We start from the raw sequence: 25048 nt of genomic DNA on the forward strand, positions 1-25048 counted from the left end.
AGAAACAATCGTGTACGTCTATGTACTTCTACGTCCCGAAACAGGGACTAGAGAACTCTCGAGCGAATATAATCGCTCATGCGGTCGAGCAGAATGACGACCAGCACAAGCGAGGCAATAATCACTGAGACATGAGCGTATTCAAAGAGCGAGAGGTTTGCCTGTAAGACGAAGCCGATGCCGCCTCCACCTACAAAAGCTACCACCGTTGAGTCACGCACATTGGATTCCCAGTAGTAGATGGATGAACTTATTAGAAGCGGGAACGCCTGAGGAATAATACCCCAGCGAAAAATCTTCAAACCATTGGCTCCCGTAGCACGTAGTGCCTCGATAGGTTGTGGTTTGACCGATTCGATAGCCTCGGCGAAGAGTTTTGTGAGCACCGCAAGGGAGTGGATTCCCAGACCAAAGGCACCCGCGACGGGACCCAGACCCACGAAGGTGATGCATACCATCGCCAGGATCAGGGAAGGAATCGCGCGTAGTGTGTTTACAATGGAGCGTACGACATTGTAGAACATTGGGTGCGGCGTGGTGTTGCGCGCGGCCAGAATACTGAGTGGCAAGGCGCCTACGATGCCAATCAGGGTTGCAAGAATCGCCGTCTGAATCGTGAGAAGGAGCGGGTTGATGACGTTGCCGAAATAGGACCAGTCTGGGGGCACCATCTCGTGAAGGAAACGTCCCCCACTCGGGCTAGTAAAGAGATCGACGAACGATTGCCATCCAAAGCCATCAATACTACATCCCCACCAGATAAAGCCCACCAGCAATGCGGCGCCCGCAATCGCGCTTCTCATGAGAGCGAGGCCAACTAATACCGCGACCAGCACCAGGATAAGGAGCAAGTTGATATCCAGTGTCTGTACCGTGTAAGTAAATGTTCCCAGGTCGATGCCATGTATCGGCCCCAGGCTAGCGGCACCGAGCGCAAAATAGCCAGCCAGCACAAGGAGCAAGATCAATGAGATGAGCGAATTGCGGTTGCGCCATGCGTGTGTGCGTGGCTGTTTGAATGCTTTCGCGCCTGTGGTATAGAGCATCAGCAGCAGGAGAACAATCCCAATCGTTATGTTTACTGGAAAGGTGATGGTCCAGCCAGCATCGAGTGAGCCGCAGTCAATAACACGAGAGAAGAGCAGAGCAGCCAGCAGCGTACACGCCCCGGCGGGAATAGCCAGTGTCCAACGTAACTTCCCGAAGGGGCGACGTAAATCTGGTTCGGGACCACGCAACCAGCGTTGGAAACCAGTACTCCCCTGACTGCCAACGGCGACTACCGCCTCGTTCGCACGCGCCGAAGGAACTTTCTCTTCAATTGGAATAGACATATCTAGCAAACTCCTTCACGATCCACCAACTTTCTACGCGGTATACCTGAGTGTCTCACTCCTCATCTACAGCAGGTGCGCGCAAAAGCGGAAGCTTGTAGCAAGTTCTGCTTACGCAGGTTGTTCGTAGCGCGAAACACCGGCGGGGTTTGCGCCGCGATAGATCTCCCGCAAGGTTTCCGCATCCAGTTCAGCGGGGGGACCATCAAAGAGAATACGCCCCTGAGCGATGCCAATGATGCGATCAGCGAATTGTTTGGCAGTATCTATATCGTGAATGTTGACCAGTGTGGGTACACCCTCTTCCTTCGCGACTGTACGCAGATCATGTATGATGTTCCAGGAGAGTTCAGGGTCCAGGCTGGCAACTGGTTCATCTGCCAGGAGGAGGAGCGGCTCTTGTGCCAGGGCGCGTGCGATGGCGACGCGCTGTTTCTCGCCTCCTGAGAGGCGGTCTGCACGGTATGTTGCGCGTGGAAGCATGTTGACGCGCTCCAGACAGGAGAGAGCCTTCTCGCGATGTTTACGACCAAAGTATCCTGTCAAAGCTTCAAAATCGCTTACATAACCCAGTCGTCCGGTTAACACGTTGTGTAGAACAGATAAGCGGTCTACAAGGTTAAATTCCTGAAAGATAAAACCAATGTGACGGCGCAGAGCTAATTGCTGATTATCATCCATGCCGCCCAGATCTTTTCCCTGGATGCGGATGCTACCGTGCGTTACAGGAATCAGACCGTTGATGCAACGAAGTAACGTTGATTTACCAGCACCGCTGCGACCGATAATACAGATAAATTCGCCACGCTCTACCTTGAAGCTAATAGCACTCAGAGCCTCGTACCCGTTTGGGTAGATCTTTGAGAGATCTTCTACCTCAAGAATGGCTGTGTTCGAGGTACTCAAGAGTTCTTTGCCTATCTCTTTCTCCATTACTAAAGCATGCTACTATGCAAGCGGGCTTTCTCCGCTTCTCATGCTCTATCGCGTAAGGCTTTACGCACTTATGTTGTACCTTTTTTGAAGAGGCAAGTCAATCAAGAGAAGGTAAAGTGTCTGTAAAAAGCAGAGTGAGATTCTTTAACAAAGATGAAACAAAGGCTTAACATTCGTCAAAAGATGCCAGTGAGTAGGCAGAATGAGGCTCTGAAGCACATAAATATGCCTGAAAGAGCAGTTGTAAATGCTCAGGCTGCAAGCTATAATTCATATCTATGAAACAAGAAGAGCGACGAGCCAAATCCCCTTTCGTCTTTGCGACCGACCCCGGTCTCGAACGTGGATCTGGCGATTTACAAGCAACCATGCTTCGACTGGAGCAATATTTGGGCCGATACCTCCAGCAAGAAGTCCAGGTGATGCTCAGTCAAAATTATGAAGAGATACTCACCGGCCTGGAAGAGGGGACAATTGATGGGGCAAAGCTTGGGCCCTATGCTTTTGCCCTCGCCCAGGCTCGTTTAGGGGTAAAACCGCTGGCTAACCCTATCGAAATTCCTTCGGCTAAGGGTGAACTGCCTCCTCCTTATCGAAGCCTGATCTTCACACGCGCTGATAGCGGGATTACGCACCTGGCGCAGTTGAAGGGAAAGTCATTTGGCTTTGTTGGCCCCCACTCGACTTCGGGGTATCTTGTCGCGACATTTTTGCTTCAGCAGGCGGGCATTGATGCCAATGTTGATTTACAGCCGCGGTTTTTGCACAGCCATCAGGTAGTTGCGCAGGCTGTATTGAGGGGTGAGGTGGCTGGGGGAGCAATGATGGAGACCGAATGGATACGTCTGGCACAGAAAGAGCATTCCCTCCCTCTGAGGAGATTGGCAACTTCGCCACTGTTGTCACGCGGTCCTGTGGTAATCCGTCAAGGGCTGCCGACCCAAGTAGAGCGGGGTCTGCTGGCAGCCCTTGAGCAGTTGCACCAGAGCCAGGAAGCTTTTAAGGAACTGCTTCTCTTTCCCGGTCATCGCTATACCGCAGCCGTCCACCGCGAACACACACTCAAGACGATCGCCGATCTGGCGGGGGTAAGCTATGCGACCGTCTCGCGCGCCATTAATGGGCGTGATCGCATCTCGTCTACGACGACCGCCAGAATTTTGCGTCTGGTCGAGGAGCTAGGATATCGCCCTAATATCAATGCGCGCAGCCTGCACAAAGGGCGTAGCGATCTAATCGCGATGTTGTTACCAACTCTGGAATATCCACAGATTAACGAAATTGTGGCTGGCATTCAGAGTCAACTACATGAGGCGCAGATGCACCTTCTCGTTTGCCCTATCGGTTTGCTAGATACTCATGAACGGGTAATGCAACAGAATGCCTATTTGCATATGCTTACGAGTGGTCGTTTTGATGGCAGCATTCTCACCCAGTGGAGTGCCCTCGACTCTTTAGCGCTTGATAACGTCATTCGCAGTGGGAATCCCTATGTAATATTTGAACAGGATATCCTCAGTGAGGGCTTGCAGGTTGTGTATGACTGGTTACGTGAGCAAGGAAGCAGAAAGATAGCACTTATCATTGGGCCGACTACCTGGCTTGAACCTGCGACATTACAGCGATTTGGCGCGCAATTCCCAGACATTTGTGTGTATCAATTGACAGACATGGAGCAATGCACGAATCTCATCGAACGCCTTCAAAGCTCTTTGGAACCACCAAACGCTTTTTTTTGTAGTGATGATCAGACGGCCTGGCACATACGACGATCCCTCAAAGTATCCACAGAAATGCCACTACTTGTCAGTTGCGGACGTACTTCGCTGGCTCGCCTCTCAGGATGGCCAAGCCTGACCTTCAACGGGTCGACATTGGGTCGTGTGGTAGCTGGACGTTTGTTGAGAATGCTCAACAAACCCATGTCCCCTTGTGAGGAACATGTAACCTTCCATGTTGAGACGAGTACAATATCTTAAAATGATGACAAATATCATATCAGTCAGTCATCGTTATAACCTTGAGTCAGTACCCTACGGCTAAAGCCGAGGGCTTGGAGTTGTGTCTGAACTCCACCGCAATTCAGCATACCTTTTCAGGCGTGCTGCTTTGGCTTCATCGTCCGACACAGAAGGCGCGTACTGACAAGAGGCCCGTTCCTATCCAGTCTTGCCGGATAAGAAGCGTTCGCATCGCAATGTTTCTTGCACCAACCAGATCGGCATGGAGCGTGTACTGACAATTCTGACAGACGAAGAGCAATCCTTTGTTGGGCCTATTCTCTTTGCAGGTGTGCCCACATTTGGGGCACGCTTGCGAGGTAGAGTTGGCATCGACCTTGATCGCCATACTTCGATGTAAGAGCGCTTTATAGGCAATCATGCTATGCAACTCAGCGAAGGACCATTTGGAGAAGGTACGATTGGCTTTTCGCTGTTTTGCATTTTTGCCTTTGCGTCGTTTGGTACGCTCTCGAATGTCTGTCAGATGCTCCAGTCCAATCAAGCTTTGAGGGTGCTGTAGGACAATCCGCTTACTCACGACATGATTGACGTTTGCTTTCAACCGTCTCTCTCGTCCACTGATGGCAACGAGCCTTCTTGTCGCTGAACGAGTGCCTTTCTTTTGCAGACGTTTTCTCAGTCGTGCGTAGTGGTTTGCCTTGGGGACAATCTGTTTGCCTGAATGGAAGGTGCAATCCCCTTGCATCGTCGCCGTGACGGCAAGGTATCGCATCCCCACATCCACGCCAACGACTTGCTTGTGTGTTTCAGGTGTAGGATCAGCCGTCTCAATTGCAAGAGAGACAAGGAGGTAAAATTGTTTCTTGGGCTTGTCATACCAGAGTTTCGATGCACCAATCTCCGCTCCACGCTGGATCAATGCCACATGCTTATTGTAGCCAGTATAGGGCACGATAACACGTCCCTCAAGGGTCAGGATGCTCACCTGCTGCTCTTTCTTGAAGGTGTAGTCTTTCTTGTACTGATAGGTCAACGTGGGGGAGATGAACGTGGGAGCCTTATCAAGCCCTTTGTAGCGTTTCTTGGTCTTCCCTTCCTTACGATGAACAGCATTGTTCTTGACCTTTGTCCAGAGGGTTTTATACGAGGCACCAACTTGGCGAGGAACAGAACAGGCCATTTGCGAAGGCAGATGAAAACGGAGGCGGATCTCTTCGTAGGTGGCATCTTGCAAACGAACAGCATTGCTCATCTTGCCATGCGCAAAGGCGTACTGGCTCACATAGTTGAGAGAATCCCGATACGCCAGTTGCGTTGTACGTAATGCCTTGAATTGCTCGGGCGTTGTATTCAATTTGAGTTTCGCTGTTAATACCGTTTGCATACGCTAAATTATACCATAGTTTTCATCTGACTGTCAACAATACATGAGCAGATGAGAGCATGTCTACGGCGTATTCCACCCAAGCCACCGACAAAGGAACGCCGCATTCCTCCCCATGCCTGAAAGGGCAGGGGCATCCTGCGGCGTTTTGGGTGAATGACTGTTCGTCTATAAGAGGCTCTGTGAAAAGTCCTCAAAGGTATGACACCAAGGCCCTTGAGAAGGAAGATCATACCACTTTACCCACAGTTTCCCAAGCAGTAGCGAAAGGAATAGCAAGATGTCACTGCGAAAGTATTCATTGTGGCTCATGCCAGCAGGAGCAACAGCGCAAAAATTTTCGCGACTTATTTCACAACTAGCACAACGCTACTCGTCCCCGACGTTTCTCCCACATGTCACCCTGATTGGAAGTATAGAGGCACAAGAGGAAGAGATCCTTACGAAAGCACAAGAACTAGCGTCATTGCTTCATCCTTATCCTCTTCAATTGACAAACGTCGACTATACTGACGTTTACTACAGGGCACTGTTTGTGAGAGTAGAAGCTTCGGCAGAGGTACTGAGCGCCTATCAGCAGGCAAGAAACCTCTTTCCGAGCGCCAAAAAAACCGATTATATGCCCCACCTCAGTCTTCTCTATGGAGATTTTTCTGTTGAGACAAAGAAAGAAATCATACAGAAGATAGGGGATCACTTTACGGATACATTTGAGGCTACTGTTCTCTATCTCTATCTCACTGAAGGCGCCGTGAGTGATTGGCAAAAAATCAATGCATTTCTTCTCCGGGAATAATGGTAGCTTTTCCTTTCACTCTCTCCTGCTACTTCTACTACATCATTCTCGTTTTGACCACTACCCGACGATAGGCATAGGAACGAGTCTAAAAAGTAGAGAGTAGACAGATGCTGCTCCGGGCGATTCATATTCTCTCTTGAATCGCCCGGAGCAGCATCTTTTGAATCCCGTTAAAGCTGGACATAATCGGACTGATATACGATCTCGCCCTGCACCAGCGTTTTGCGCACCAGCGGATAGCCGTTATATTCCTCGACCACCACCAGGTCTGCAAACTTCCCGAGCTCAATCGAACCGAGATCGCGATCGATCTTGAGTGCTCGTGCCGGATTGAGCGTGACCATGCGAAACGCCTTCGCCATATCCATACCGTCGCGGACCAGACGGAATACTGAGACCAGCATGGCTGCAGGATAATAATCGGAGCAGATGATATGTGCTGCATCCGCATTGATCGCGTCCAGCGCGCTCATATTCTTACCGTGCGAACTGCCACGTACCACGTTCGGAGCTCCCACGCTCACCTGTAAGCCGCGCTCACTGGCATAGAATGCCGTCTTCAGGTTCATGGGGAATTCGCACACCGAAACGCCACTATCCAGCATCTGATCGACTTTCTCGTGCGTATCATCATCGTGGGATGCTACGGGAATGCCCGCCTGAACCGCAGACTGCGCCAGATGTTTTACCGCCTGCCAGTCTATGAGCTTATGCAACTCCATCATCTCTTCTGCCTTGGCTCTGGCCGCTTCCTCCTGTAAGCCATGGGTCTTGCTCACATAGCCCGCATAGGAGCCGGGCGTACGATATTGTCCCTGACCGGGCGAATGATCCATCAAAGAGAGCAGATGGATTGAGCCATCGCGAATATGCTTATGCGCAATCTCAATCGCGGGAAAATTGAGCATTTCGTAACGCAGATGGAGACGGTGACGCATGAGGCAGCGTTCCTGCGCCAGCCGATAAAATGTCTGCAACGCCTGCTCAACCACTTCATCGCTTCGAGGCCCTACGCCCCCAGACATCGAGAGCCCATGATAGATCGTCGTGATACCATGCCCTACCAGCTTCTTTTCTAATTCATAGAAAGCGGTCTCCATGGGGAAACACGAACCGGGACGCGGCTCAATCTCCTTCTCAATGGCATCACTATGCGTATCGATGATCCCCGGCACGACATACATGCCATGTGCATCGATCGTTTTGTGCGCAGATTGGACAAGATCTGTCTGCTCCGCTGGCACGATGGCTTCAATACACCCATCCTGGATCAGGAGAGAACCCGCTACAGCTTGATCCGGCAGAACGATTGTGCCACCCGTAATAACAGTAATATTTTTATCCATCTATTTTTTTAATCACTTCATAGGGAATTACTCACGACCATGCTTTTTCAAAAAGAAAGCCAGATCATTAAAGTCTGAAAAGCACTCTACCAGGGCAGCACGCTACCGTCCAACAGCCTAATGCCATGTGGAGCACAAAAAAGAAACCCCTTGTAGCGTATGGCTCGTTCTGGAGCACTTGATAGGCGAATTGTGATATTTGCATTCATCACCTCCAAATTAGATGCGTTGCCCTGCCATTTTACCTTCTATTTGACTGATCTTGAAACTCAGCTTCTCAAGATCGGCTGACGTTCCTGGTTTTAGCTCGTGACCGTTTCGTTTAGGAGACTAATCGTAAATTCGCTTTCAGCAATTCCTTGATTTGCTTCGCTGCTTTCACTTTTATACCAAGACTCGGAGAGATACTCAACTGATAAGCGCCGGACTGGATGGCCTGGCGCAATTCGTTAATCGTGTCACATTCCTGTTCCAGGGTGTTGTATACACATCCCAATTGGAGCGAGTGGTGGGAATCACTGCCGGCGACGACGGGCTTTCCTAACCTGGCAGCAAATTCATGCACTTCGGCCTGGGTTTGTTCAATACCTTTGTTGAATAGATCAGATCCATTTAAATCAAATGCATCAAATTGCTTCAGAATGTCTTCCGGTAAATGGTGCAATGGGTTTGAGGGCCGGAACGGATGAGCACCGATTTTTAGAAAGTTATATGCTTCGCTTCGTTTGAATAACTCCCTTACAGGAATATAGCTACCTTTACTAACATAATTCTCTAGTTGTTGACGTAGCGAACGGAGGTCCTGGCGATGGCCAGTGAACAAGAGATGGCTGCCTTCCTGAATGTCAATCTCCATGCCTGCAAAAATCTTTAACCCGTCAACATTGTAATACTCGTTCACATATGGATATCGTGCATCCAGGGTATCATAAATATCAAAAAAGTGGTCGGCATTGAAGTGTTCCGTGAGCGTAAAGGCCGTTAACCCTTCGCTTTGTGCCTCTTGAACAATGTTAAGAAAATATTCCAAGGAAAACGGTGCTGTCTTTGTCACTTTAACATGGTTATGAAAATCAATGATCATCTCGCAACTCCTTCTACAATAGGAAGAGAATAGGTAATAGTTTTGTGACGACTCCCCACACATACATGCGGAGGCTTCTCAGGAGGATTGCGCTTCCTGATGGTTCCGAGCCAAAGCCGTTTGACGTTGCGCGCCGCATTGTGGTCATGATCCAACTCACAGCCGCACTCACATAAATGCCATTGCTCAGAGAGTGTCTTTTGACGAACGGTCCCACAACCGCTGCATATCTGACTGGTATAGCGTGGGTCAACCTTCACGACCTGCACCGTACCAGCCTCTTCCGCTTTGTACTCGCACAGGGCAAAGAGAGGACATTGCTGAGTCCTTTCAACCCGACGAGTTTGATGAACGAAAGGGGCAGCACGGCGGAATCGTAAGCACGAGTAAGTAACCCACGATCGTTTGACCTATCAACGTATGGACAAAAAATCGATCATGCCAGGAACATCTCCTTGCTCACTTTCTCCTTACTCGCCTTCGAGATCCCAGCCGTACGGAGAAATTCAGGTACATCCAGACAAATCCAGCTTGCGTTCCACCTGTCAGCAGCCAATGAAGATGGAAGACAGCCAACCTAACAACAGTAACCTGCATAAGGAGCAGCAGGATTTGCAGCTGATTTGCCACCAATCCCACCAGAAACATCATCGGCAAAAAGCTACAGATGAGATTAGAAAAATACGACAGCATATCTTGCAAAGTCATATTCTTCAATAGTTTCCTTGGGAAGGATATGATAGTTAAATTAATTAATTGTAAAATGCACATTAAAATATTGTAAAACTTGTTACATTTAGCATAAAGTACAAGTTATTCATGTTACTTTATCACACTTGTTACAATCATCGCCGTTCTCACTGACGTACGGCGATGAGGTCTTTCTCAAAAAGTGTTTCGCTGCTTGGGTATCGCGAGCAGCACTCAAAAAGAATTCGAGCGTGTTCCCTTGGGGTCCACAGCCCGATACAGGTACATTCACACTCCTTTGATCTTTATGTAGGTCTCATCCACTCGCCAGGAGTCCGTTGTCGTTTTGAGATGCGGACGGCAACGCTTCTCCAGTTCGGGAGCATACCGTTGGACGAGAGCGATAGATCGTTGTATGATCGACATGCAACCCTCGTTCTACCATGACCTCTTCGAGGTCACGATAGCTGAGCGAATACCGCAGATATCGGCGAACGCAGAGCAAAATGATCTCTGCCTCAAAATGACGCCCCAGCGGAGGTCAAAAACTGCCCATTATCGACGAAGAGCACATTGGCATCGACATCCACTTTGGGATATTGTCGTGCCAGCTCGCTGGGTGCAACCCAGTGGGTGGTTGCACCCAGCGAGCTGGCAGTCCTGTGGCAGCCAGGATGAATGCTCCGCCGCAGATCGACGCGATCCGAGCACCACGTGCCGCGGAGTTGCGCAACGCGACCAATACTTCATTGGGAATTGACACTGTAGGGTCAGCCAGACCGGGCAGGATAATGGTGTCTGCCTCAGCCAGCACATCCAGACGATAGGGAACGCGCAGCGTAAATGTGCCTGCGTCGATCTCATTGGTGGGCGCGCAGATTCGTACCCAGTAAGCAGCTTGTCCGCCTGGCAAACGGGTGCGCCCGAACACCTCAATCGGTGGTTCTACCCAGGGGATGAGATAGTGATTTCAAATAAGAAATGAGCAAAAGCGGCTTCAGGCCAGGGGTGAATCGTGTTTTTCCTGCCAGGTATCCATTTTGTATAAGCAACCATCACAAAGTATCATCATCTCTTGCATATCTCAAGCAGATAGAGTATACTTGGATGTATGAAGTTATCGAGTTATGCCAAGAAGATTGGGATCAGTTATAACAGCGCCTGGCGTATGTGGAAACGCGGCCAGATTCCCGGCTATCAATTGCCCACCGGCACCGTGATCATTGATCCGCCAGAGCTTCGCTCGGTTCCGGTCCACGCCGTCGCTGTGTATGCTCGTGTTTCAAGCAGCGAAAACAAAGACAACCTGGAAAGGCAAGCCGAGCGGCTGGTGACCTGGTGCAATGCCCAAGGCTGGTCGGTCAGCAAAGTCGTCAAAGAGTGCGGCAGTGGCATCAACGATCAGCGGCCCAAGTTTCTGGCGCTGCTGGCAGATCCCAAAATCGGGCAGATCGTGGTTGAACACAAAGATCGCGCTTCTCGCTTTGGCGTGGCCTATATTCAGACCTTGTTGGCTATGCAAGGACGGAAACTGGTCATCGTCAACACCGCTGATACTGCCGAAGATGATCTCATGGGCGATTTTATCAGCATCATTCCCTCGTTTTGCGCTCGTCTTTATGGTCGCAGACAAGCCAAACGCAAGACGGAACAAGTGCTAGCGGCTTTGCAGCAGAATGGACCCGCCCGTGAGCAAGAAGCCCCAAAAAGCCTCGCTTGATGAGAAAAAAAAGCGCAAGCGCAAAAAGAAGACGAAGCAGACCATCACTCGAGCGGTGACCCATATCCGTCTCATTGAGGCCAATCCTGGCAAACTTGAGGCGCTCGATCAGCTTGTGGCGGTTTACTTGCCGCTGTGCCAACAGTACACCACCCTGTTTTGCGAGGCCGAGACAAGCCCAGACAAGTACCAAGAAACCGTCTTCAAAACCGATCTTTCCGACCGCTTGCATCGAGTGGCAATACAGCAAGCCGCAGGCATTGCCAAAAGCGTTCGCACGAATCGAGCGAACGCCTATCAGGCGTACCTGGAAGATGTGGCTGATTACGCTCAGGCCAAGGCCAAAGCTCAGGCGGAAGGCCGGATGTCCGCCTTCAAACGCCGCGAACCGACCTGGACCGAATGGGATCTCCCTGTGCTGCGTGTGCCAGTCATCCAAGCCAATGTCAACGTGGTGGTGCTCGAGAAGTCGGAGGACTCCACGTTCGACTACTGGCTGCGCGTGTCCACCTTAGATGTCGGGAATCCGCTTCGAGTCCCAGTCAAACTCGCCTCCTATCACAAACGAGCACTCGAAGGCCGCACGCTCAATGCATCCACAACACTTCACAAGCGCAATGGAGTCTGGTGGCTGACGCTCTCCTTTGACGAGGACGTTCCTCTTCAAACCAAGCCTGACGCCCCTACAGTAGGCGTCGATGTGGGCATTGCCCATTTCCTCACGACCTCCACCAATAAAGCGTATGGCAGTTTTCATGGCAAGATGGCCCGACAGCACAAGCACGATCGGGAAAAGCGTCGCCGCAAGGCGAAACTGCGAGCCTGTCTGGAAAAGAAAGGCGTCCCAAAGGGCAAGCTTCCTTCGACAAGTTCTGAAACGTCGCAACGCTTGAGCCGTCACGTCAAGCAAGAGATCAACCGGGCGGTCAATGCGTTGGTCAAAGATCATCGAGATGCCAGACTCATTTATGAGGACCTCAATGTGGCCTCGATGCGCTTCAAAGCAAGGGTGATGAACAGTTATCTGTATGCTTCTCACCTGGGGCATATCCCAGAGCAGCTGGCCTGGGCCGCCGCCAAACAGGGCATGGCAGCCCACACGGTCCGAGCCGCCTATTCCTCTCAGGAATGCCCCCGCTGCCATTATGTCGATCGCGCTAATCGGCCGAACCAGAAAACCTTCAAGTGCCTGGTCTGTGGTTACGCAGACCAGGCCGACCGCAAAGCCGCACAGACGCTCGCGGGACGCTGGGGGGATCGGAAACTGGCGGCATGTCGCTCGACCTCGGAGGTCAAGGCGCTCCTCATGACGCGGCATGAAGCGTGGAAACAGCAGAATCAGCAGAGGATCCAGGATGCCGGGCCTCCCGTCCAGTTGAGCTTCTGGGATCCCCCAGAGATGTTCCTGGAATCATCTCACGAGTGAACATCTCTCAGTAGAGAGAGGTGCATAGGATGCTCGTAGTGCATCCTCCCGCCTAGTCCGCTGTTTGGTAAACAGGCGTAGGTTAAAGTGAGAAGGATAATCATTGCAATAGATGGTTATGCTTTGATCAACTATACTACCTACCTATGATGAAAACAAGGGAACTTGAATAGTGACAGGGAGATGAAAATATGATCGAGTTTGGTATTACCCTCAGGCCCGATCGACCACCAGAGCGTATTGTTGAGCTGATGCGTATGGCCGAGGCCCAGAACTTCTCCTATGGCTGGTTGTTTGATTCACATGTACTCTGGATGGATCCCTATCCTCTACTCACATTGATGGCCGTGAATACTACTTGCTTACGGCTAGGGACCTGCGTGACCAATCCCGGCACTCGTGATCCCAGCGTCACGGCTAGCACCTTCGCGACCTTACAGGCGATTTCAGGCGGCCGGATGATTATGGGCATTGGTCGCGGAGATAGCTCCTTGCGTGTTATGGGAAAGCAACCTGTATCGCTGGCTGTCATGGAGAACGCTATTCAAGAGATACGAACCCTTGTTTCGGGAGAGGCTACACATCTGAATGAGCAGGCTATCCAGCTAAAATGGGCGCGTAGCCGCCTGCCTATTTTTGTCGCTGCCTATGGACCCAAAGCTTTACGCCTGGCGGGACGCGTGGGCGATGGCGTTGTCCTGCAATGTGCCGATCCCCATCTGATTAAATGGAGTCTGAACTTTGTGCGCGAGGGTTGTGAGGAGGCGGGACGTGATTGGTCACAATTCCATATTATGTGTGCCACGGCAGGCTATGTTTCGGATGACCTTGAGTATGCGCGTTCGCAGGTACGCTGGTTCCCCGCGCTTGTCTCCAACCACGTTATCGAGTTGCTCTCTCGCTATCCCGCCACTGATTTGCCAGCGGAATTGACCAGCTATGTACGTCAGCGTTTGGGCTACGATTACCAGGAGCATTGCCAAGTAGGGGCATCCCATGCCGAGTTTGTCACCGACGAGGTTGTTGATCGCTTTTGTGTGATTGGTACAGCGGAGCAGTGTCGCCAGCGTATCCGCGAACTGGCCGCCATTGGCGTCAACGAATTCAACCTCTACCTGATGGCCGAAGAGCAAGAGCGCCTGCTGGAAATCTATGGTCGAGAAATTATTCCAGAGTTTTGCAATGTCCAGGTGAGACCTCGCACCTGAAAAAAAGTCTCCCGTGGGAGAGCAATAGATGGATGAGTTATGGCCTCACGAAAACGCGAAATAGCCCTGCTAGCGCTGTGCCTCTGTCTTGTACAGAGGCACAGCGCTAGCAGGGCTATTTACTTCTCATATATATGGGGTTGAGAGTCCTTTCGATGGATTGAAGCAATCAATCAAGCGGAATCACCGAGAATGATACCGCTGGCGAACCTTGGAGAGAGCGATGAGGCAGCCAGGGAACAGGCGTAACGTGAAGAGAGCCGAGTCTGCGAACACCCTTGAGCCAAACAGAAGACTGACAAAAGGAGGAATTGCTCATATATTCCGCATTTCACCGAAGATTGAGGAGCTTTCAGCATGCTTGGGATCCAGACGCGCCCTTTACAATGCCACTCTGATGCGGTCGAGAGGGGTTCGCCAGCAGTATCGAGAATGTGCCAGAACCAATTTTCAGGGGATCATCTCCCTAAAAGCTAAAAGGACTAACCACTAACCCTCTCCTCTCTAAATGACCATTTTGGTGCTGGGTGGTGTCCCCAGACATGATGGTCTTCTGTCAAAGATAGTAGATGCTCAAAACAGAGCACCGTGTTTTTGGGCAGGGACGTTGAAGAGTCCTTGGCTTGCAGAGGGTGGTGCTCTCCACACCTCACTGGTTGTCTCTCCCTCTCTGACAAAAGAGGGTTAGTAATTACAGAGAACCACTGAATCTGAAAACGAACAGTTTTGATAAGCATTGATAAGTTATTTCGTGGAGGTCAGAGTTCTCCTTCGCGTGTTCGTCAGGAGATTTTTTTTGTGCTACCAACCTTCTCCTCACCCCATCCTGGAAGGCTTCTGGGCATCGTGATAGAAAAATGCCCGGAAGCCTTTCTCCCGCAAACATATTTTAGAGCTTCCGCTTCCGCCACTTGCTCACGCACGGTCTGCCTGTAGGCTGTTTCGGCGAAAGCGTCGAACATGAAGCCTGGGCTGCATCAGGAACCCAGTGAGAGGGGAGATTATGGCATGAGCCGGGGCGAGTTTGCTGTGAGTTTTTGTTTGTTATCTGCGCATAATAAATAGCTATAGCAAGATGCACAACTGCATCTCTTTCTTTTATGCTAAACACCTATCTGCGATATTAAGCGCGAATTGACGTAGTTAAATTTTATCTATTAACTGGAAGTAACAGCATGCTAGGAACAATGTTAGGTCACTATCGCCTGTTAAGCGAACTGGGTCGGGGTGGTACCGCGACCGTTTATCTAGCTGAAGACATTCATCTACATCGCCAGGTTGCGGTAAAAGTCTTTGAACCCAACCCTCAGGCATCTAATACAGCAGAATTCCTTGCTCATTTTACGCGAGAGGCACGCGTTTTGGCGCGCCTGGACCACCCCCATATCCTCCCAGTATATGAGTATGGCGAGCAAGATACTTACGCCTACCTGGTTATGCCCTATATGCCTGGAGGCTCTCTTCGAGACTATCTACAAAAACACCAGGGGCCACTCCCTCTTGAGCAAGCACTCTTGTTTATCCATCAAATCCTTAATGCACTAGAATATGCTCATCAGCAAGGTCTGATCCACCGCGATATTAAACCTGGCAATATCCTCTTCAAAAATGAAGAGACACTTATGCTCTCGGATTTCGGCCTCGTCAAGATTGTAGAGCACACAAACAACAAACCCCTAACGCATGATGTCACACGCACGGATAGCTTTGCCATTAAGGGCACGCCCGATTATATGGCACCAGAGCAGATTCAGAGCCGGCCCGATAAAACGAGCGATATCTACTCGCTCGGTATAGTGCTCTATGAAATACTCACCGGGCAGCGCCCCTTTCATGCTGAAGACTCTATGGCACTCCTGGTAAAACATCTCAGCGAGCAACCACGTCCTTTGAGTGCCCTCAACCCTACTATCACGCCAATACTTGAGCGTGTTGTGCTCCAAGCTCTGGCAAAAGATCCTGCGTACCGCTTCCAGTCGGCCGCTGCATTTCGCACCGCTCTCAATGAGGCAGTAAAACCAGATTCTGCTGCCCCGGTCCTCACTGATATGTCTTCTACTATAGTCAAAGACTCGAGGCTATCAGCTAGTCCTTTCCAGACGCAATTCGCCACCACACCCGCCCCCCCTGAACCTATGGGTCCTAAATCTACAGGCGCGAATTACTATACTGCCCCAACAAGCCACTCCCTCCCTATGCTGCATGGGGCCGTCCCTACGCAGAAGCAGACCACCTTCGCCCCAACTATCCTCGCTTCATATCCTCCATCAACATATTCAACTCCTCCCACGGCACGGGCAACGAATCGCTTCACTGCGTTTACCTACATCTTAATTGGTACCGCATTGACCGCCAGTATCTTTGCCCTACTCTACAATACTGGCTACCTCAATAATCATGCAGCATCGCCCTCCAAACCCGAGGTCGCAATAAATACACGCACAAGTGATAGGTCAACCCAAACACCTTCAAAAACACTACCCCAGCCAGCCGCGGCGGCTATTACCACTGACTGTCCAATAGGGAATGTAGCCCGCCCCGCAATACTCCATCCCGTTACGCAAGGTAGCCATCGCCAGCTTATCTACATCGTGAATGAAGGACCAGACAGCGCACCAACACAAGGAACGCTAAAACGTCGCGACGCCGACAATACAGATAAAGCTACTCCCATCCTGGGTGAACTAAACGTCCATATCAATGAGGGACAGGTCACACAGAATGGGCAGTGGGTTGTCTATATCTTGAACAAAAATGGGATAAGCCAGCTCCGCCTCCTACGAGTGGATGGACAGGAACAACAAACGCTGTACTGTGCCCCTAGTGGCAGCCAGCTCGCTGAGATGCAGCTCTCCTACGACGGGCAGAAGCTAGTCTTCAATCAGTACTCAGGTAGTGGAGGCAAGCCACTGCTCTACTTGTATACTATGGGCACAGGCACGCTCCAGATGATCCTCCAATCACAAAATGCCCAGGCCTATAGACCTATGACCTGGTTGGATAATAACCGCGTCCTTTTGTCTTCTTTCATCCCAAACTCGGGTGCTACTCTCAACGATCTCTATACCCTAGATATTACACGAGGGCCCAATCAGCACGATGCCGACCTGCAAAAGCTGCTTAGTCAGAACTGGAACTGCGGAAGCTTTGATGCAAGCTACGATAGCACAAAACTCTACGTTGCCAACTGCGGCACCAGCGATGGACACACTCTCGTTGGCCCAACGACGATCACTGTTCAGCCCTTAACAGGTGGTACTTCCCAGGTCATCGCACATCTAGATCAGGCCGTTACCATGCTACGCGCCGTCTCTCCTACAACACTGCTCCTCCTGATCAAGAATGGTAGCGGAGATACCAGCCAGAATGGTCTCTGGCGGATGAATACCGATGGTACGAGCCTCACACGCCTCTCCAGCGATACAACCGGTGGTCAGTCACTCTGCCCCTTTTCTCAGTATGCCTGGTCGAATGTCTCGCAGGATGGACAACTCTTTGCGCTCCAGGAGGCCAATCCTCATAGCGCTAATCGCAAGATGTACTATGGCTCCCTCGATACAGGGGACCCAACCTACTTTGCGGATATCTCCGATGGCACCGATCTGCGCCTTGTAGGCTGGAGCCGCTACTAATTGGCGTGGGTATTATCAATTTATCTCTGCAAATAAATTGATAATACCCGTGTGGGCGCTCGCAATTACGATTTTTGCCATGGGCATCGGTGCTATACTCAAGAGCAATGGGATCGCCCAGGGCAATGGACTTGTGGCAGCAGGAACAATTGCGCTCCCATTATTCGTATTCTGGTGCTATGTGAACACTATCTACCAGCACAAAGACCCACACCCTCAGGAAACCGTTGTAGCGCATCAGGAGACATCCCCAATCGAAGCCACTGCTTACAATGAAAAAGCGCCATCTGGAGGGCAAGAGTTGCTTATGCTCCAGATGGTTCTCTCAACACAGCGCTGGCGACCACTAACTGATAGGAATTGTACTTCCTCCCTCAAACCATTCTAACGCGCTCTATTTCTCACTATAGAGGAGCATGTTCTCACACATCCTCGGCTGATTATCTCTGACATAGAGCGGGTAATCGCCACCAAAGCAGGCTACCTGCGTACAATAGAGCCATTGTGTAAACATGGTATCCGCTGATCGGGATGTGTAAAGAGAGGAGGTAAAATGCCTGGTTTAGGCATTTTACCTCCTCGTTCCGTTTGCTCTCCACACCCTTTCTGTCGAAACGGTCAACACGAACAAAGGAGGAGACATCGGCAAGGAGTTGGAGTGGGGGTTGGAACTGATGTCGGCCTGGGCGTTGGCTTGGGTTGGGATGGTGGTGATGGCGCCACAGTAGGCGATGGTGCCACGGTAGGCGATGGTGCCACGGTAGGCGGCGCTACCGTAGGTGATGGTGTAGCCTGAGTAGCGGTCACAGTTGGTTGAAGGGTAGGTGTCACCTGTGCTGCTGTCGTTGTAGCTGAGCCTGCTGACGGAGTCGGTATTCCTTGCTGATAGCTCTGCTTTGATACGCCTGACGAGAGAAGCAAGCGAGGCAGAACTCCCATACCCAGGAGCAGGAAACATGCCAGAACAAGGGCTACCCCCACCCCTATTGCGACTCTTTTTCTGCTTTGAGGAGGTGAAGGAGTAGGTGTTCTCCCCAAAGCGGGACGTTTTGCCGTGACTTCACTCTCTGAGGACGCAAGACTCTTGCCATCCAAGCTCATGGATGGAGTCTGAGACACATTTCCAGTTGAGGATGACACCGTCGCCAATGGGAATGTGGTCATGATCCTATCCCAAGAAGAAGCCGTGAGTGCTTCGAGAAAAGCTTGAATGCTCTCATGACGTTCAAGCGGGTCTTTTGCCAATGCTTTGAGCACCGCTACATCGACATGCTGAGGGAGTTCTGGGACAATGTGAGTGAGCGGGGTGGGAGACTTCGAAGTCTCTTCTGTCGTTGAGTCTCCAGGAGGAAAAGGGGATTGACCGGTCAGCAGTTCGTAAGCCAGATATCCAAGTGCATATTGATCGCTCTGCTTGCTATAGATACCTTCAAACTGTTCGGGCGGCACAGAATGCACATGCAAGAGATCAATCCGAGAGGTAGATAAATACGTTTCTATGAGACTCAAAGGCGTAAAGTCAGCCAGTAGTGCCTCTTCCTGGATATTGAAAAAAATATTTTCGGGTTTGATGTTTGCATGCATGATATTTTGCGTATGAGCATATGCAAGAGCCTGTCCCACTCGTACAAGCGTAGCGACTGCTTTATCAAAAGGGAAAGGATCAGGAGTGAAGGCCATCATACGATGACGTAATGAGTTCCCAGATGCATATGCGCTTATCAAATACGGGCGCTCTTCATCGATCCCAGCTTCGAGAAGAGGGAGAATAAAGGGATGGCGCAATTGGGAGATCTGGTCGATTTCATTCTGGAAACGTTCTTGCTCAACGTTGGAATCAAGAGCGTGAAAGAACTTAATAATGACCTTTTCATTAGGATCGGTAATGGACTGGGCGAGGTAGAGAGTACTCGCTGTCTTCCTGGCAAGTGCTGTCACAAGTTGATACGCATGAAATATTTGATCCATCTAGCAAAACCTCATCATACTAACGTGGTCCGAAATAAAAGCTCGTCTCAGGACGAAGAGGGCATGGAGTACATTCATTCGCCAGCAAGCAAAACATGAGAATATGTTCATAAAATTGTACAGATAAAATATAGCATATACGATTGCTTTCACGATGCAAGGGTAACCAAATAGTACTGATGAGAAGAGGTATAGTAGTATCTACTTTAGTAGATTTCTTGGTCTTGCCCCAGACAAGGGCAACAGGTATCGTCAACTTATTTGCAGAGATAAATATATTGGTGAACCAGAACAAAGTGAGATGTTGAAGTTTGGGGAGAGGTTGGAATGGTGAGAGATCTCGGCCCGATTATTGAGTCCTTTGTGTTGCCGGTGCTCCACCCCAGGCAAGATTCTGCGTTTCGTCGCACCGTAACTTCTGAGTTATCAGTAATAATCACGCGGGACAACGTGCAATCCCTTGAGGCGTTTGCAGAAAAATCGCCTGGCTGCCTTGGCATTGCATAGGCCATCCAACAGCGCGATGGTGAGCGCGGTCAGGGCTCGCGGGCCCTGACTGCACTCACCAGACAAGATATCACTCACGTCCTGGAAGGCGAGCCAGTCCGTGAGTAATCTTCACACTTTTCAGCTTCTTGTGGTATTGCGGAGAAATGTAAAAAAGAAAATCAAAGTAGCGATACATAAAATGGCAGGAACTATATACTGCAGTGGCTAATTCAGAAAAAGGAAAAAGAAGCAAGCCAGAACGAGCCACAAAATGGCTGCGATAAAACATAATCGGCGTTGAGCTACTCTATTCATATATGTTGCCTCCTGATAGTGGGAAGATGAATATTGTTTTTCTTCATCTCCGCACAGCGAGAAGAGGCGATCAAGCTCTTGCAGCAGCCCGAGTTGTCCATTAGGAAGGTCGCAAGTAGGCTTGGCACCTCGCGGGGAACGATCCAGCGGTTGGTTGAGCAGGAAGGCATCGAGCGGCAGCCGAATGACCATGCGCTCAGAGGAGCAGACAGCGAGAGGGCGAGGCAGCATTTGCCTCGCCCTCTCGCTGTCTGCTCAGGCTACTGAATCGGGTACAACTCCGCTATTGATATTGACTGGTATTGGCACAAGGAGTCGCTGTTGAGATGTAGATGTTTCCCCAGTCAGCGGGAGGAATCATATTCTGGGCATTATCAACAATACCAACGACGCAAGATTTACGTGCCAAAACATTCGTGTTCTGGTAAATTGGAATCCAGGCAACATCGTTGATCAGTGCTTGCTCCGCTTGATTGTATTGTTTGAGACGCTCGGTCGGATTTTGATTGACGTCAGCTTGCTCCAGGAGGCGTTGATTCGCCTGCTGTTGAATGGCATTTGACGTATGGTTCTGCCCGTAGTTCCCGGCATTCTTGGGCGAAGCCTGATCGAACAGCAGAGTCAACCAGTTTTGAGGATCTGGATAGTCCGCACTCCAATCCAATGTGTGCAACTGGAGACCATTGGGATTATTGACCGTGGCGCTGCGTTCAGCGTATAGACGCGTGAGTTCAATGTCATCAATCTTGACATTGACCCCTAGTGCGGACTTCCACATCTGCTGGAGCGCGGAGTACTCATTTCTCTTGTCCACAGATCCTTGTGAGGCCGTGGTGAATGTGATGGGAGGAAGGTCAGCCAGGGTCAGGCCTTCTTCTTTTAAGCCCTGGTTAAACAACTGCCTGGCAAGCTGAACATCGCTATTTGTACCTTTATGGGTTTGTGGTCCTGTCAAGTTGGCATTATAGCCAGGCATTCCGGATGGAACGATATGATTCGTCGGAATGACCATATCGTGAAAGATATTATGAGCGATGGCATCTTTATTGATTGCCAGATCGAAAGCTTGACGTATCTTGATATTGTCAAACGGCTTTGCCAGGTAGTTCAGGCTCACGTAATAGACATCTAGCAAGGGCTGCTGGTGGAACTGTGTTCCAAGCTGAGATCTGGCGTTCGCAATCTGCACCGAGGGGATGGGAGATGAATCAACCTGGTTGCTCTGATACAGCTTATACGTCGTATCGCCCTCGCTGACGAACGGCATAACGACCTTTTTGAGCTGGGGTTTGGGACCAAAGTACTTTGGATTGGGGACGAAATCGATCTCTTTGTTGTGAATATACTGCGAGACCATCCAGGGTCCGGATCCTCCAATACCCTCATTCAGATGATCACTGAAATTGTTGCCATACTTATCGATCAGACTCTTTTCCACGACAAATGAGCACTGGTAGGTCAGCGTTTGGAGAAAATACGCGGCTGGTTTGCTGGTCTTGATAATGATCGTCTGCTTGTCAGGCGTCAGCAAACTATCACCTATCAGAGTTTTGATCTCGCCATGGTTGCGCCGCGCCGCATCTTTGATTAAGCCGAGATATGCGGGCGAGACGCTGGACTTCAGCGTCGGCTCAAGGGCGCGATCAATGCTATAGGCAACTTCCGCCGAAGTGAGGGGCTGCCCATCGCTAAATGTGAGGTTTGGTTTCAACTTGAACGTCCAGGTAGTACCATCTGGCGCCACACTATAAGAGGAGGCAAGTTCCCCCTGCACCTGGAGTTTGTTATTAAGCTGTACCAGCCCTGAATACAGCATGTTGTCAACGTTTAGGGCCGGAATTTCATTCGCGAGCGCGGGATCAAGGGTCTGAATATCCGAGTAGCCACTGATTGGCTGCACCAAGATTTGCTGATTCGCCGCGGCCTTGCTGATATTCGTCGCGACGTTGGTATTGCCGCCACAGGCTGTCAGCAGGAGAGCGGCGACAAGACCCAACAAAATGAGTGGTGGCAGCATAAGTAGGCGTTTTCTGTGAGAATACATAGAGACATCCTTCTAATGAATTGGGAGCCAAAAGGACACACCTTCATGGTGTTACATGGCGGTTGTCGAAAGGAGCAGGAGTATGTGGTACGTATGCTCACTTGCGCCCAACTACCACATGTCTCCTCATTGAGAATGACAAGAAACAGGCCCACTTCCCGTTACGAGCAGGTATCGAAAGCGATTCTACAGCACCATCAGAAACCAGACTGAGAAGCACGGCAACGCCGCTTGCCTGTCTATAATTAACATAGCCATTCGACAGAATATTCCCGTTACGTTGCCAGGCAAATGTGTACAACCTTTGTTTCCGCATTGATATCAACCTGAAGAGCGGTATGAAATGATCACGATTCTCTTGGAGCCAGGGGGTTCAATTATGACACTGAATCTAAAATGATTGCCGCACTCAAACCACGCCCGGCATTCCTGTCCATTTTCCGTATGCGTAAAGGAGTTTTTGAACACAAAGAAACCAGTGAATTGCTACAAGCAGCTCACTGGTCGCAACGGAACCGACGAGCGACGAACCACCGGTCGCACCTGGCGTTGATCCCCATTGAGAAGCAGGACAGACGACCACCAGGGAACAGCGGTGAGCGGTTTGCCAATCACCTCCTCGAGCTGGACCTGCGCGTCCGTCAAGGGTCGCTGACTGATCTCCAGAATCAGTCCCTCGGGTGTCAACACTGCGACATGCTCAGCACTGTGTTCAAGGAGATCCCGATACCGCTGTTCACTTTGGCAAAGGGCATCCTGGCACTGCGCTGGTTCCGTGTTTTCCTGGAACCAGACCGCGAGGCCCACTCCGGTGGGCGAGATCTGTGCATGGAACCAGGTCTGGGTCACCGGGGAACGATAGTCCACGTCGGTCAGCTTCCGCGTCTGCCTGGCCTTGAGCACCGCCTGATAGAGCGCGGTGCTCACCAGGTGGGGAGCGAGGCACCAGAAGCAGTTTCCAACAAGCGCCTCTTGTGTGGTGCCGAGCATGGTCTGCGCGCTGGCATTAGCATACACTATGGTCGCGTCGTCATCAATGACAAACAAGGCACCAGGAAGCGCCTCCAGAAGCGCGAGGAGCATCTCATTCCTGTGTCAAGTGAGATGCTTGGTCTGCGTTGTCTTTATCATCGTGCGGTTAACCTCCCTTGCACGTGTCCCCATCCCTGGTCGCGAAGATGCATACCTGCTCTAACTTCAAGACGTCTCTTGAAATGATGGGATCTCTTCGAGAAGCACCAATCGAGGAGCAACGTCCCCTACGAATCGAGCGTCATAAACAACGAGTTGAGCCCTTCTGCCAGCGTTGGATGCGTGAAGATGCCGTCTCTTAAGGCGGTGTAGGGGAGGTTCCCCATCATTGCCACCTGGATGATGGTCATGATCTCGCCACCTTCCACACCCAGGATGGCGCAGCCCAGGATGTGTTGGGTCTCGGCATCGACGATGGCCTTCATGAAGCCACGCATCTCCCCGGTTTCCAGGGCCCGGGGCACGGCATTCATGGGCAATTTCGCCACACGGATGGTACGCCCCTGTTTTCTGGCCTCGTTTTCGGTCAGACCAACACGCCCAAGCTGGGGATCGATGAAGATGGTATGGGGAACCAGACGATCCCGCGTGCTGGCGCTGCCATGCTCCAGTAGATTGGTGCGCAAAATTCGGTAGTCATCGTACGAGACGTGGGTGAACGCTGGCCCCCCTTTGACATCCCCCAGCGCGTAGATACCGGAAACGTTCGTTTCCAGTCGCTCATTGACCTGGATGTAGCCCGCCTGGTCCAGGTGGATGCCAGCCGCTTCGGGGGTGAGCGCTTCCGTGTTGGGGACGCGACCGGTTGCCGCCAGCAGGTGCGAGCCAATAAGCTGTTGTTCGCCTTGAGGCGTGTGTACAGTCAACTGCATGCGCCCCTCGCCCAGCGACTCAACTTGTTGCGGCATCGCTCCCGTCAGGACCGTGATCCCCTCCTCGCGCAAAATCTTCGCGACTTCTTTAGAGACATCTTCATCCTCATTCATCAGCAAGCGTGGACGGGACTGGATGATGGTGACCTGGCTGCCAAAGCGGCGAAACATCTGTCCGAACTCCAGCCCGATGTATCCGCCACCGAGAATGAACAGGTGCTCGGGGAGCGTGTCCAGTTCAATGATGGTGGTTGAGTTGAGCACAGGGACGCGCTCGGCGCCTTTGATCGTGAGTGGCTCTGGTCGGGCACCCGTATCGATCACAATCAGTGGCGCGGTGATCTCCCGCGTCCCGCCGTCCTGGAGAGAGACCTCAAGCGTCTTGGGAGCGAGGAAATGGGCCTCGCCCAAGAGCAGATCCAGACCGAGCCCTTGCAGCTCTGTCAGACGGCTCTCGTAGTTCAGGCGCGCGCCCTCGACCATGCCTTGTTTGCGTTGGCGCACGGCCTGCAGATCGACCGAAATGGGGCCCGTGTGAACGCCGTACTCAGCACCACGCCTTGCCTGATAGGCGAGGCGTGCACTGGCAACCATCGTTTTTGTTGGGGTACAGCCGACGTTCACGCAGACCCCACCCATGTGATCGCGCTCAATCAGCGCCACTTTCCGGCCCGCCCTCGCGAACTCGATGGGGAGGAACCTACCGCCCTGACTGGTCCCGATCACAATCACATCATAGTGTGTCGAAGTCATTTTTGTTCATCTCCTACGAACACGACGCATGCATACGACTGCCAGGGGCGGG

17 protein-coding genes and 3 pseudogenes are annotated in these 25048 nt (G+C 51.2%); 7 read left to right on the forward strand and 13 right to left on the reverse strand.

The window, feature by feature from the left end:
- Positions 1 to 47 precede the first annotated feature (47 nt).
- Positions 48 to 1334 (reverse strand): phosphonate ABC transporter, permease protein PhnE, encoded by a 1287-nt coding sequence (gene phnE / locus KRAC_RS61230; protein WP_007906688.1) that lies wholly within the window; start codon positions 1332 to 1334, stop codon positions 48 to 50.
- 111 nt (positions 1335 to 1445) lie between these two features.
- Complete coding sequence (phnC, locus tag KRAC_RS10230; RefSeq protein ID WP_244421998.1) at positions 1446 to 2240, reverse strand: phosphonate ABC transporter ATP-binding protein; 795 nt, start codon at positions 2238 to 2240, stop codon at positions 1446 to 1448.
- A 308-nt stretch (positions 2241 to 2548) separates the two neighbouring features.
- Here phnC and phnD point away from each other — a divergent pair, with 308 nt between their 5' ends.
- Complete coding sequence (gene phnD, locus KRAC_RS10235) at positions 2549 to 4249, forward strand: phosphate/phosphite/phosphonate ABC transporter substrate-binding protein (protein WP_007906690.1); 1701 nt, start codon at positions 2549 to 2551, stop codon at positions 4247 to 4249.
- Positions 4250 to 4385: 136 nt separating this feature from the next.
- Here phnD and KRAC_RS10240 read toward each other — a convergent pair whose 3' ends face one another.
- Complete coding sequence (locus tag KRAC_RS10240) at positions 4386 to 5618, reverse strand: RNA-guided endonuclease InsQ/TnpB family protein (protein WP_007906691.1); 1233 nt, start codon at positions 5616 to 5618, stop codon at positions 4386 to 4388.
- A 280-nt stretch (positions 5619 to 5898) separates the two neighbouring features.
- Here KRAC_RS10240 and KRAC_RS10245 point away from each other — a divergent pair, with 280 nt between their 5' ends.
- Complete coding sequence (locus KRAC_RS10245) at positions 5899 to 6414, forward strand: 2'-5' RNA ligase family protein (protein WP_007906692.1); 516 nt, start codon at positions 5899 to 5901, stop codon at positions 6412 to 6414.
- 173 nt (positions 6415 to 6587) lie between these two features.
- Here KRAC_RS10245 and KRAC_RS10250 read toward each other — a convergent pair whose 3' ends face one another.
- The 5 genes and pseudogenes from KRAC_RS10250 to KRAC_RS71035 all read right to left on the reverse strand — a co-directional run.
- Positions 6588 to 7763 carry an alpha-D-ribose 1-methylphosphonate 5-triphosphate diphosphatase gene (locus KRAC_RS10250; RefSeq protein ID WP_007906693.1) on the reverse strand — a complete coding sequence of 392 codons (1176 nt, stop codon included), beginning with the start codon at positions 7761 to 7763 and terminating at the stop codon, positions 6588 to 6590.
- A 322-nt stretch (positions 7764 to 8085) separates the two neighbouring features.
- A complete protein-coding gene (locus KRAC_RS10255) occupies positions 8086 to 8847 on the reverse strand; it encodes a PHP-associated domain-containing protein (protein ID WP_007906695.1) in 762 nt (253 codons plus the stop codon).
- On the reverse strand, positions 8844 to 9116 hold the full coding sequence (locus KRAC_RS65645; RefSeq protein WP_075164196.1) for a zinc ribbon domain-containing protein: 273 nt from the start codon (positions 9114 to 9116) through the stop codon (positions 8844 to 8846). The genes KRAC_RS10255 and KRAC_RS65645 overlap by 4 nt, the downstream gene beginning before the upstream one ends.
- A gap of 611 nt (positions 9117 to 9727) precedes the next feature.
- Positions 9728 to 10072: pseudogene (locus tag KRAC_RS65650) on the reverse strand (IS6 family transposase); the annotation flags it as partial.
- A pseudogene (locus KRAC_RS71035) lies at positions 10062 to 10495 on the reverse strand (DJ-1/PfpI family protein); the annotation flags it as partial. The pseudogenes KRAC_RS71035 and KRAC_RS65650, both read right to left, overlap by 11 nt.
- A gap of 153 nt (positions 10496 to 10648) precedes the next feature.
- On the opposite strand from KRAC_RS71035, the gene KRAC_RS10270 reads away from it, so the two are divergent.
- From KRAC_RS10270 to KRAC_RS61235, 4 genes are all read left to right on the forward strand, one after another.
- Positions 10649 to 11257 (forward strand): IS607 family transposase, encoded by a 609-nt coding sequence (locus KRAC_RS10270; protein ID WP_007904553.1) that lies wholly within the window; start codon positions 10649 to 10651, stop codon positions 11255 to 11257.
- Complete coding sequence (locus tag KRAC_RS10275) at positions 11226 to 12683, forward strand: RNA-guided endonuclease InsQ/TnpB family protein (RefSeq protein ID WP_040441867.1); 1458 nt, start codon at positions 11226 to 11228, stop codon at positions 12681 to 12683. The genes KRAC_RS10270 and KRAC_RS10275 overlap by 32 nt, the downstream gene beginning before the upstream one ends.
- Before the next feature lie 191 nt (positions 12684 to 12874).
- Entirely contained in the window at positions 12875 to 13891 is a 1017-nt protein-coding gene (locus KRAC_RS10280; protein ID WP_007906698.1) for a TIGR03842 family LLM class F420-dependent oxidoreductase, read from the forward strand.
- Between the two features lie 1175 nt (positions 13892 to 15066).
- Positions 15067 to 17523 (forward strand): serine/threonine protein kinase, encoded by a 2457-nt coding sequence (locus KRAC_RS61235; protein WP_007906700.1) that lies wholly within the window; start codon positions 15067 to 15069, stop codon positions 17521 to 17523.
- Between the two features lie 618 nt (positions 17524 to 18141).
- Here the strand turns inward: KRAC_RS61235 and KRAC_RS10300 are convergent.
- Both KRAC_RS10300 and KRAC_RS79400 read right to left on the reverse strand, forming a co-directional pair.
- Positions 18142 to 19491, reverse strand: a complete 1350-nt coding sequence (locus KRAC_RS10300; RefSeq protein WP_007906702.1) for a serine/threonine protein kinase — start codon at positions 19489 to 19491, stop codon at positions 18142 to 18144.
- A 330-nt stretch (positions 19492 to 19821) separates the two neighbouring features.
- Positions 19822 to 19992 (reverse strand): annotated as a pseudogene (locus KRAC_RS79400) (DDE-type integrase/transposase/recombinase); the annotation flags it as partial.
- Between the two features lie 396 nt (positions 19993 to 20388).
- Between KRAC_RS79400 and KRAC_RS75750 the strand changes: the two are divergent.
- Positions 20389 to 20562, forward strand: coding sequence for a hypothetical protein (locus tag KRAC_RS75750; protein WP_244422116.1), 174 nt, complete (start codon positions 20389 to 20391; stop codon positions 20560 to 20562).
- A 16-nt stretch (positions 20563 to 20578) separates the two neighbouring features.
- Here the strand turns inward: KRAC_RS75750 and KRAC_RS10310 are convergent, their stop codons facing one another.
- From KRAC_RS10310 to KRAC_RS10320, 3 genes are all read right to left on the reverse strand, one after another.
- Entirely contained in the window at positions 20579 to 22339 is a 1761-nt protein-coding gene (locus KRAC_RS10310) for a peptide ABC transporter substrate-binding protein (RefSeq protein ID WP_007906706.1), read from the reverse strand.
- A gap of 486 nt (positions 22340 to 22825) precedes the next feature.
- Positions 22826 to 23422, reverse strand: coding sequence for a PAS domain-containing protein (locus KRAC_RS10315; RefSeq protein WP_040442240.1), 597 nt, complete (start codon positions 23420 to 23422; stop codon positions 22826 to 22828).
- A 176-nt stretch (positions 23423 to 23598) separates the two neighbouring features.
- The gene (locus KRAC_RS10320) at positions 23599 to 24996 is read right to left on the reverse strand and encodes a mercuric reductase (protein ID WP_007906708.1); all 1398 of its coding nucleotides are present in this window, start codon (positions 24994 to 24996) and stop codon (positions 23599 to 23601) included.
- Positions 24997 to 25048 lie beyond the last annotated feature (52 nt).

Origin of the sequence: Ktedonobacter racemifer DSM 44963 (assembly GCF_000178855.1) — a bacterium.
Lineage (GTDB): Bacteria > Chloroflexota > Ktedonobacteria > Ktedonobacterales > Ktedonobacteraceae > Ktedonobacter > Ktedonobacter racemifer.

Excerpts from the sequence above, each read along its gene's own strand:
- KRAC_RS10320 (WP_007906708.1), bottom strand. The coding sequence starts at position 24,996 with ATGACTTCGACACACTATGATGTGATTGTGATCGGGACCAGTCAGGGC.
- KRAC_RS10250 (WP_007906693.1), bottom strand. The coding sequence starts at position 7,763 with ATGGATAAAAATATTACTGTTATTACGGGTGGCACAATCGTTCTGCCG.
- KRAC_RS10280 (WP_007906698.1), top strand. The coding sequence starts at position 12,875 with ATGATCGAGTTTGGTATTACCCTCAGGCCCGATCGACCACCAGAGCGT.
- KRAC_RS10315 (WP_040442240.1), bottom strand. The coding sequence starts at position 23,422 with ATGCTCCTCGCGCTTCTGGAGGCGCTTCCTGGTGCCTTGTTTGTCATT.
- KRAC_RS10240 (WP_007906691.1), bottom strand. The coding sequence starts at position 5,618 with ATGCAAACGGTATTAACAGCGAAACTCAAATTGAATACAACGCCCGAG.
- KRAC_RS61235 (WP_007906700.1), top strand. The coding sequence starts at position 15,067 with ATGCTAGGAACAATGTTAGGTCACTATCGCCTGTTAAGCGAACTGGGT.
- phnD (WP_007906690.1), top strand. The coding sequence starts at position 2,549 with ATGAAACAAGAAGAGCGACGAGCCAAATCCCCTTTCGTCTTTGCGACC.
- KRAC_RS10245 (WP_007906692.1), top strand. The coding sequence starts at position 5,899 with ATGTCACTGCGAAAGTATTCATTGTGGCTCATGCCAGCAGGAGCAACA.
- phnE (WP_007906688.1), bottom strand. The coding sequence starts at position 1,334 with ATGTCTATTCCAATTGAAGAGAAAGTTCCTTCGGCGCGTGCGAACGAG.
- KRAC_RS10255 (WP_007906695.1), bottom strand. The coding sequence starts at position 8,847 with ATGATCATTGATTTTCATAACCATGTTAAAGTGACAAAGACAGCACCG.
- KRAC_RS10310 (WP_007906706.1), bottom strand. The coding sequence starts at position 22,339 with ATGTATTCTCACAGAAAACGCCTACTTATGCTGCCACCACTCATTTTG.
- KRAC_RS10270 (WP_007904553.1), top strand. The coding sequence starts at position 10,649 with ATGAAGTTATCGAGTTATGCCAAGAAGATTGGGATCAGTTATAACAGC.
- KRAC_RS10300 (WP_007906702.1), bottom strand. The coding sequence starts at position 19,491 with ATGGATCAAATATTTCATGCGTATCAACTTGTGACAGCACTTGCCAGG.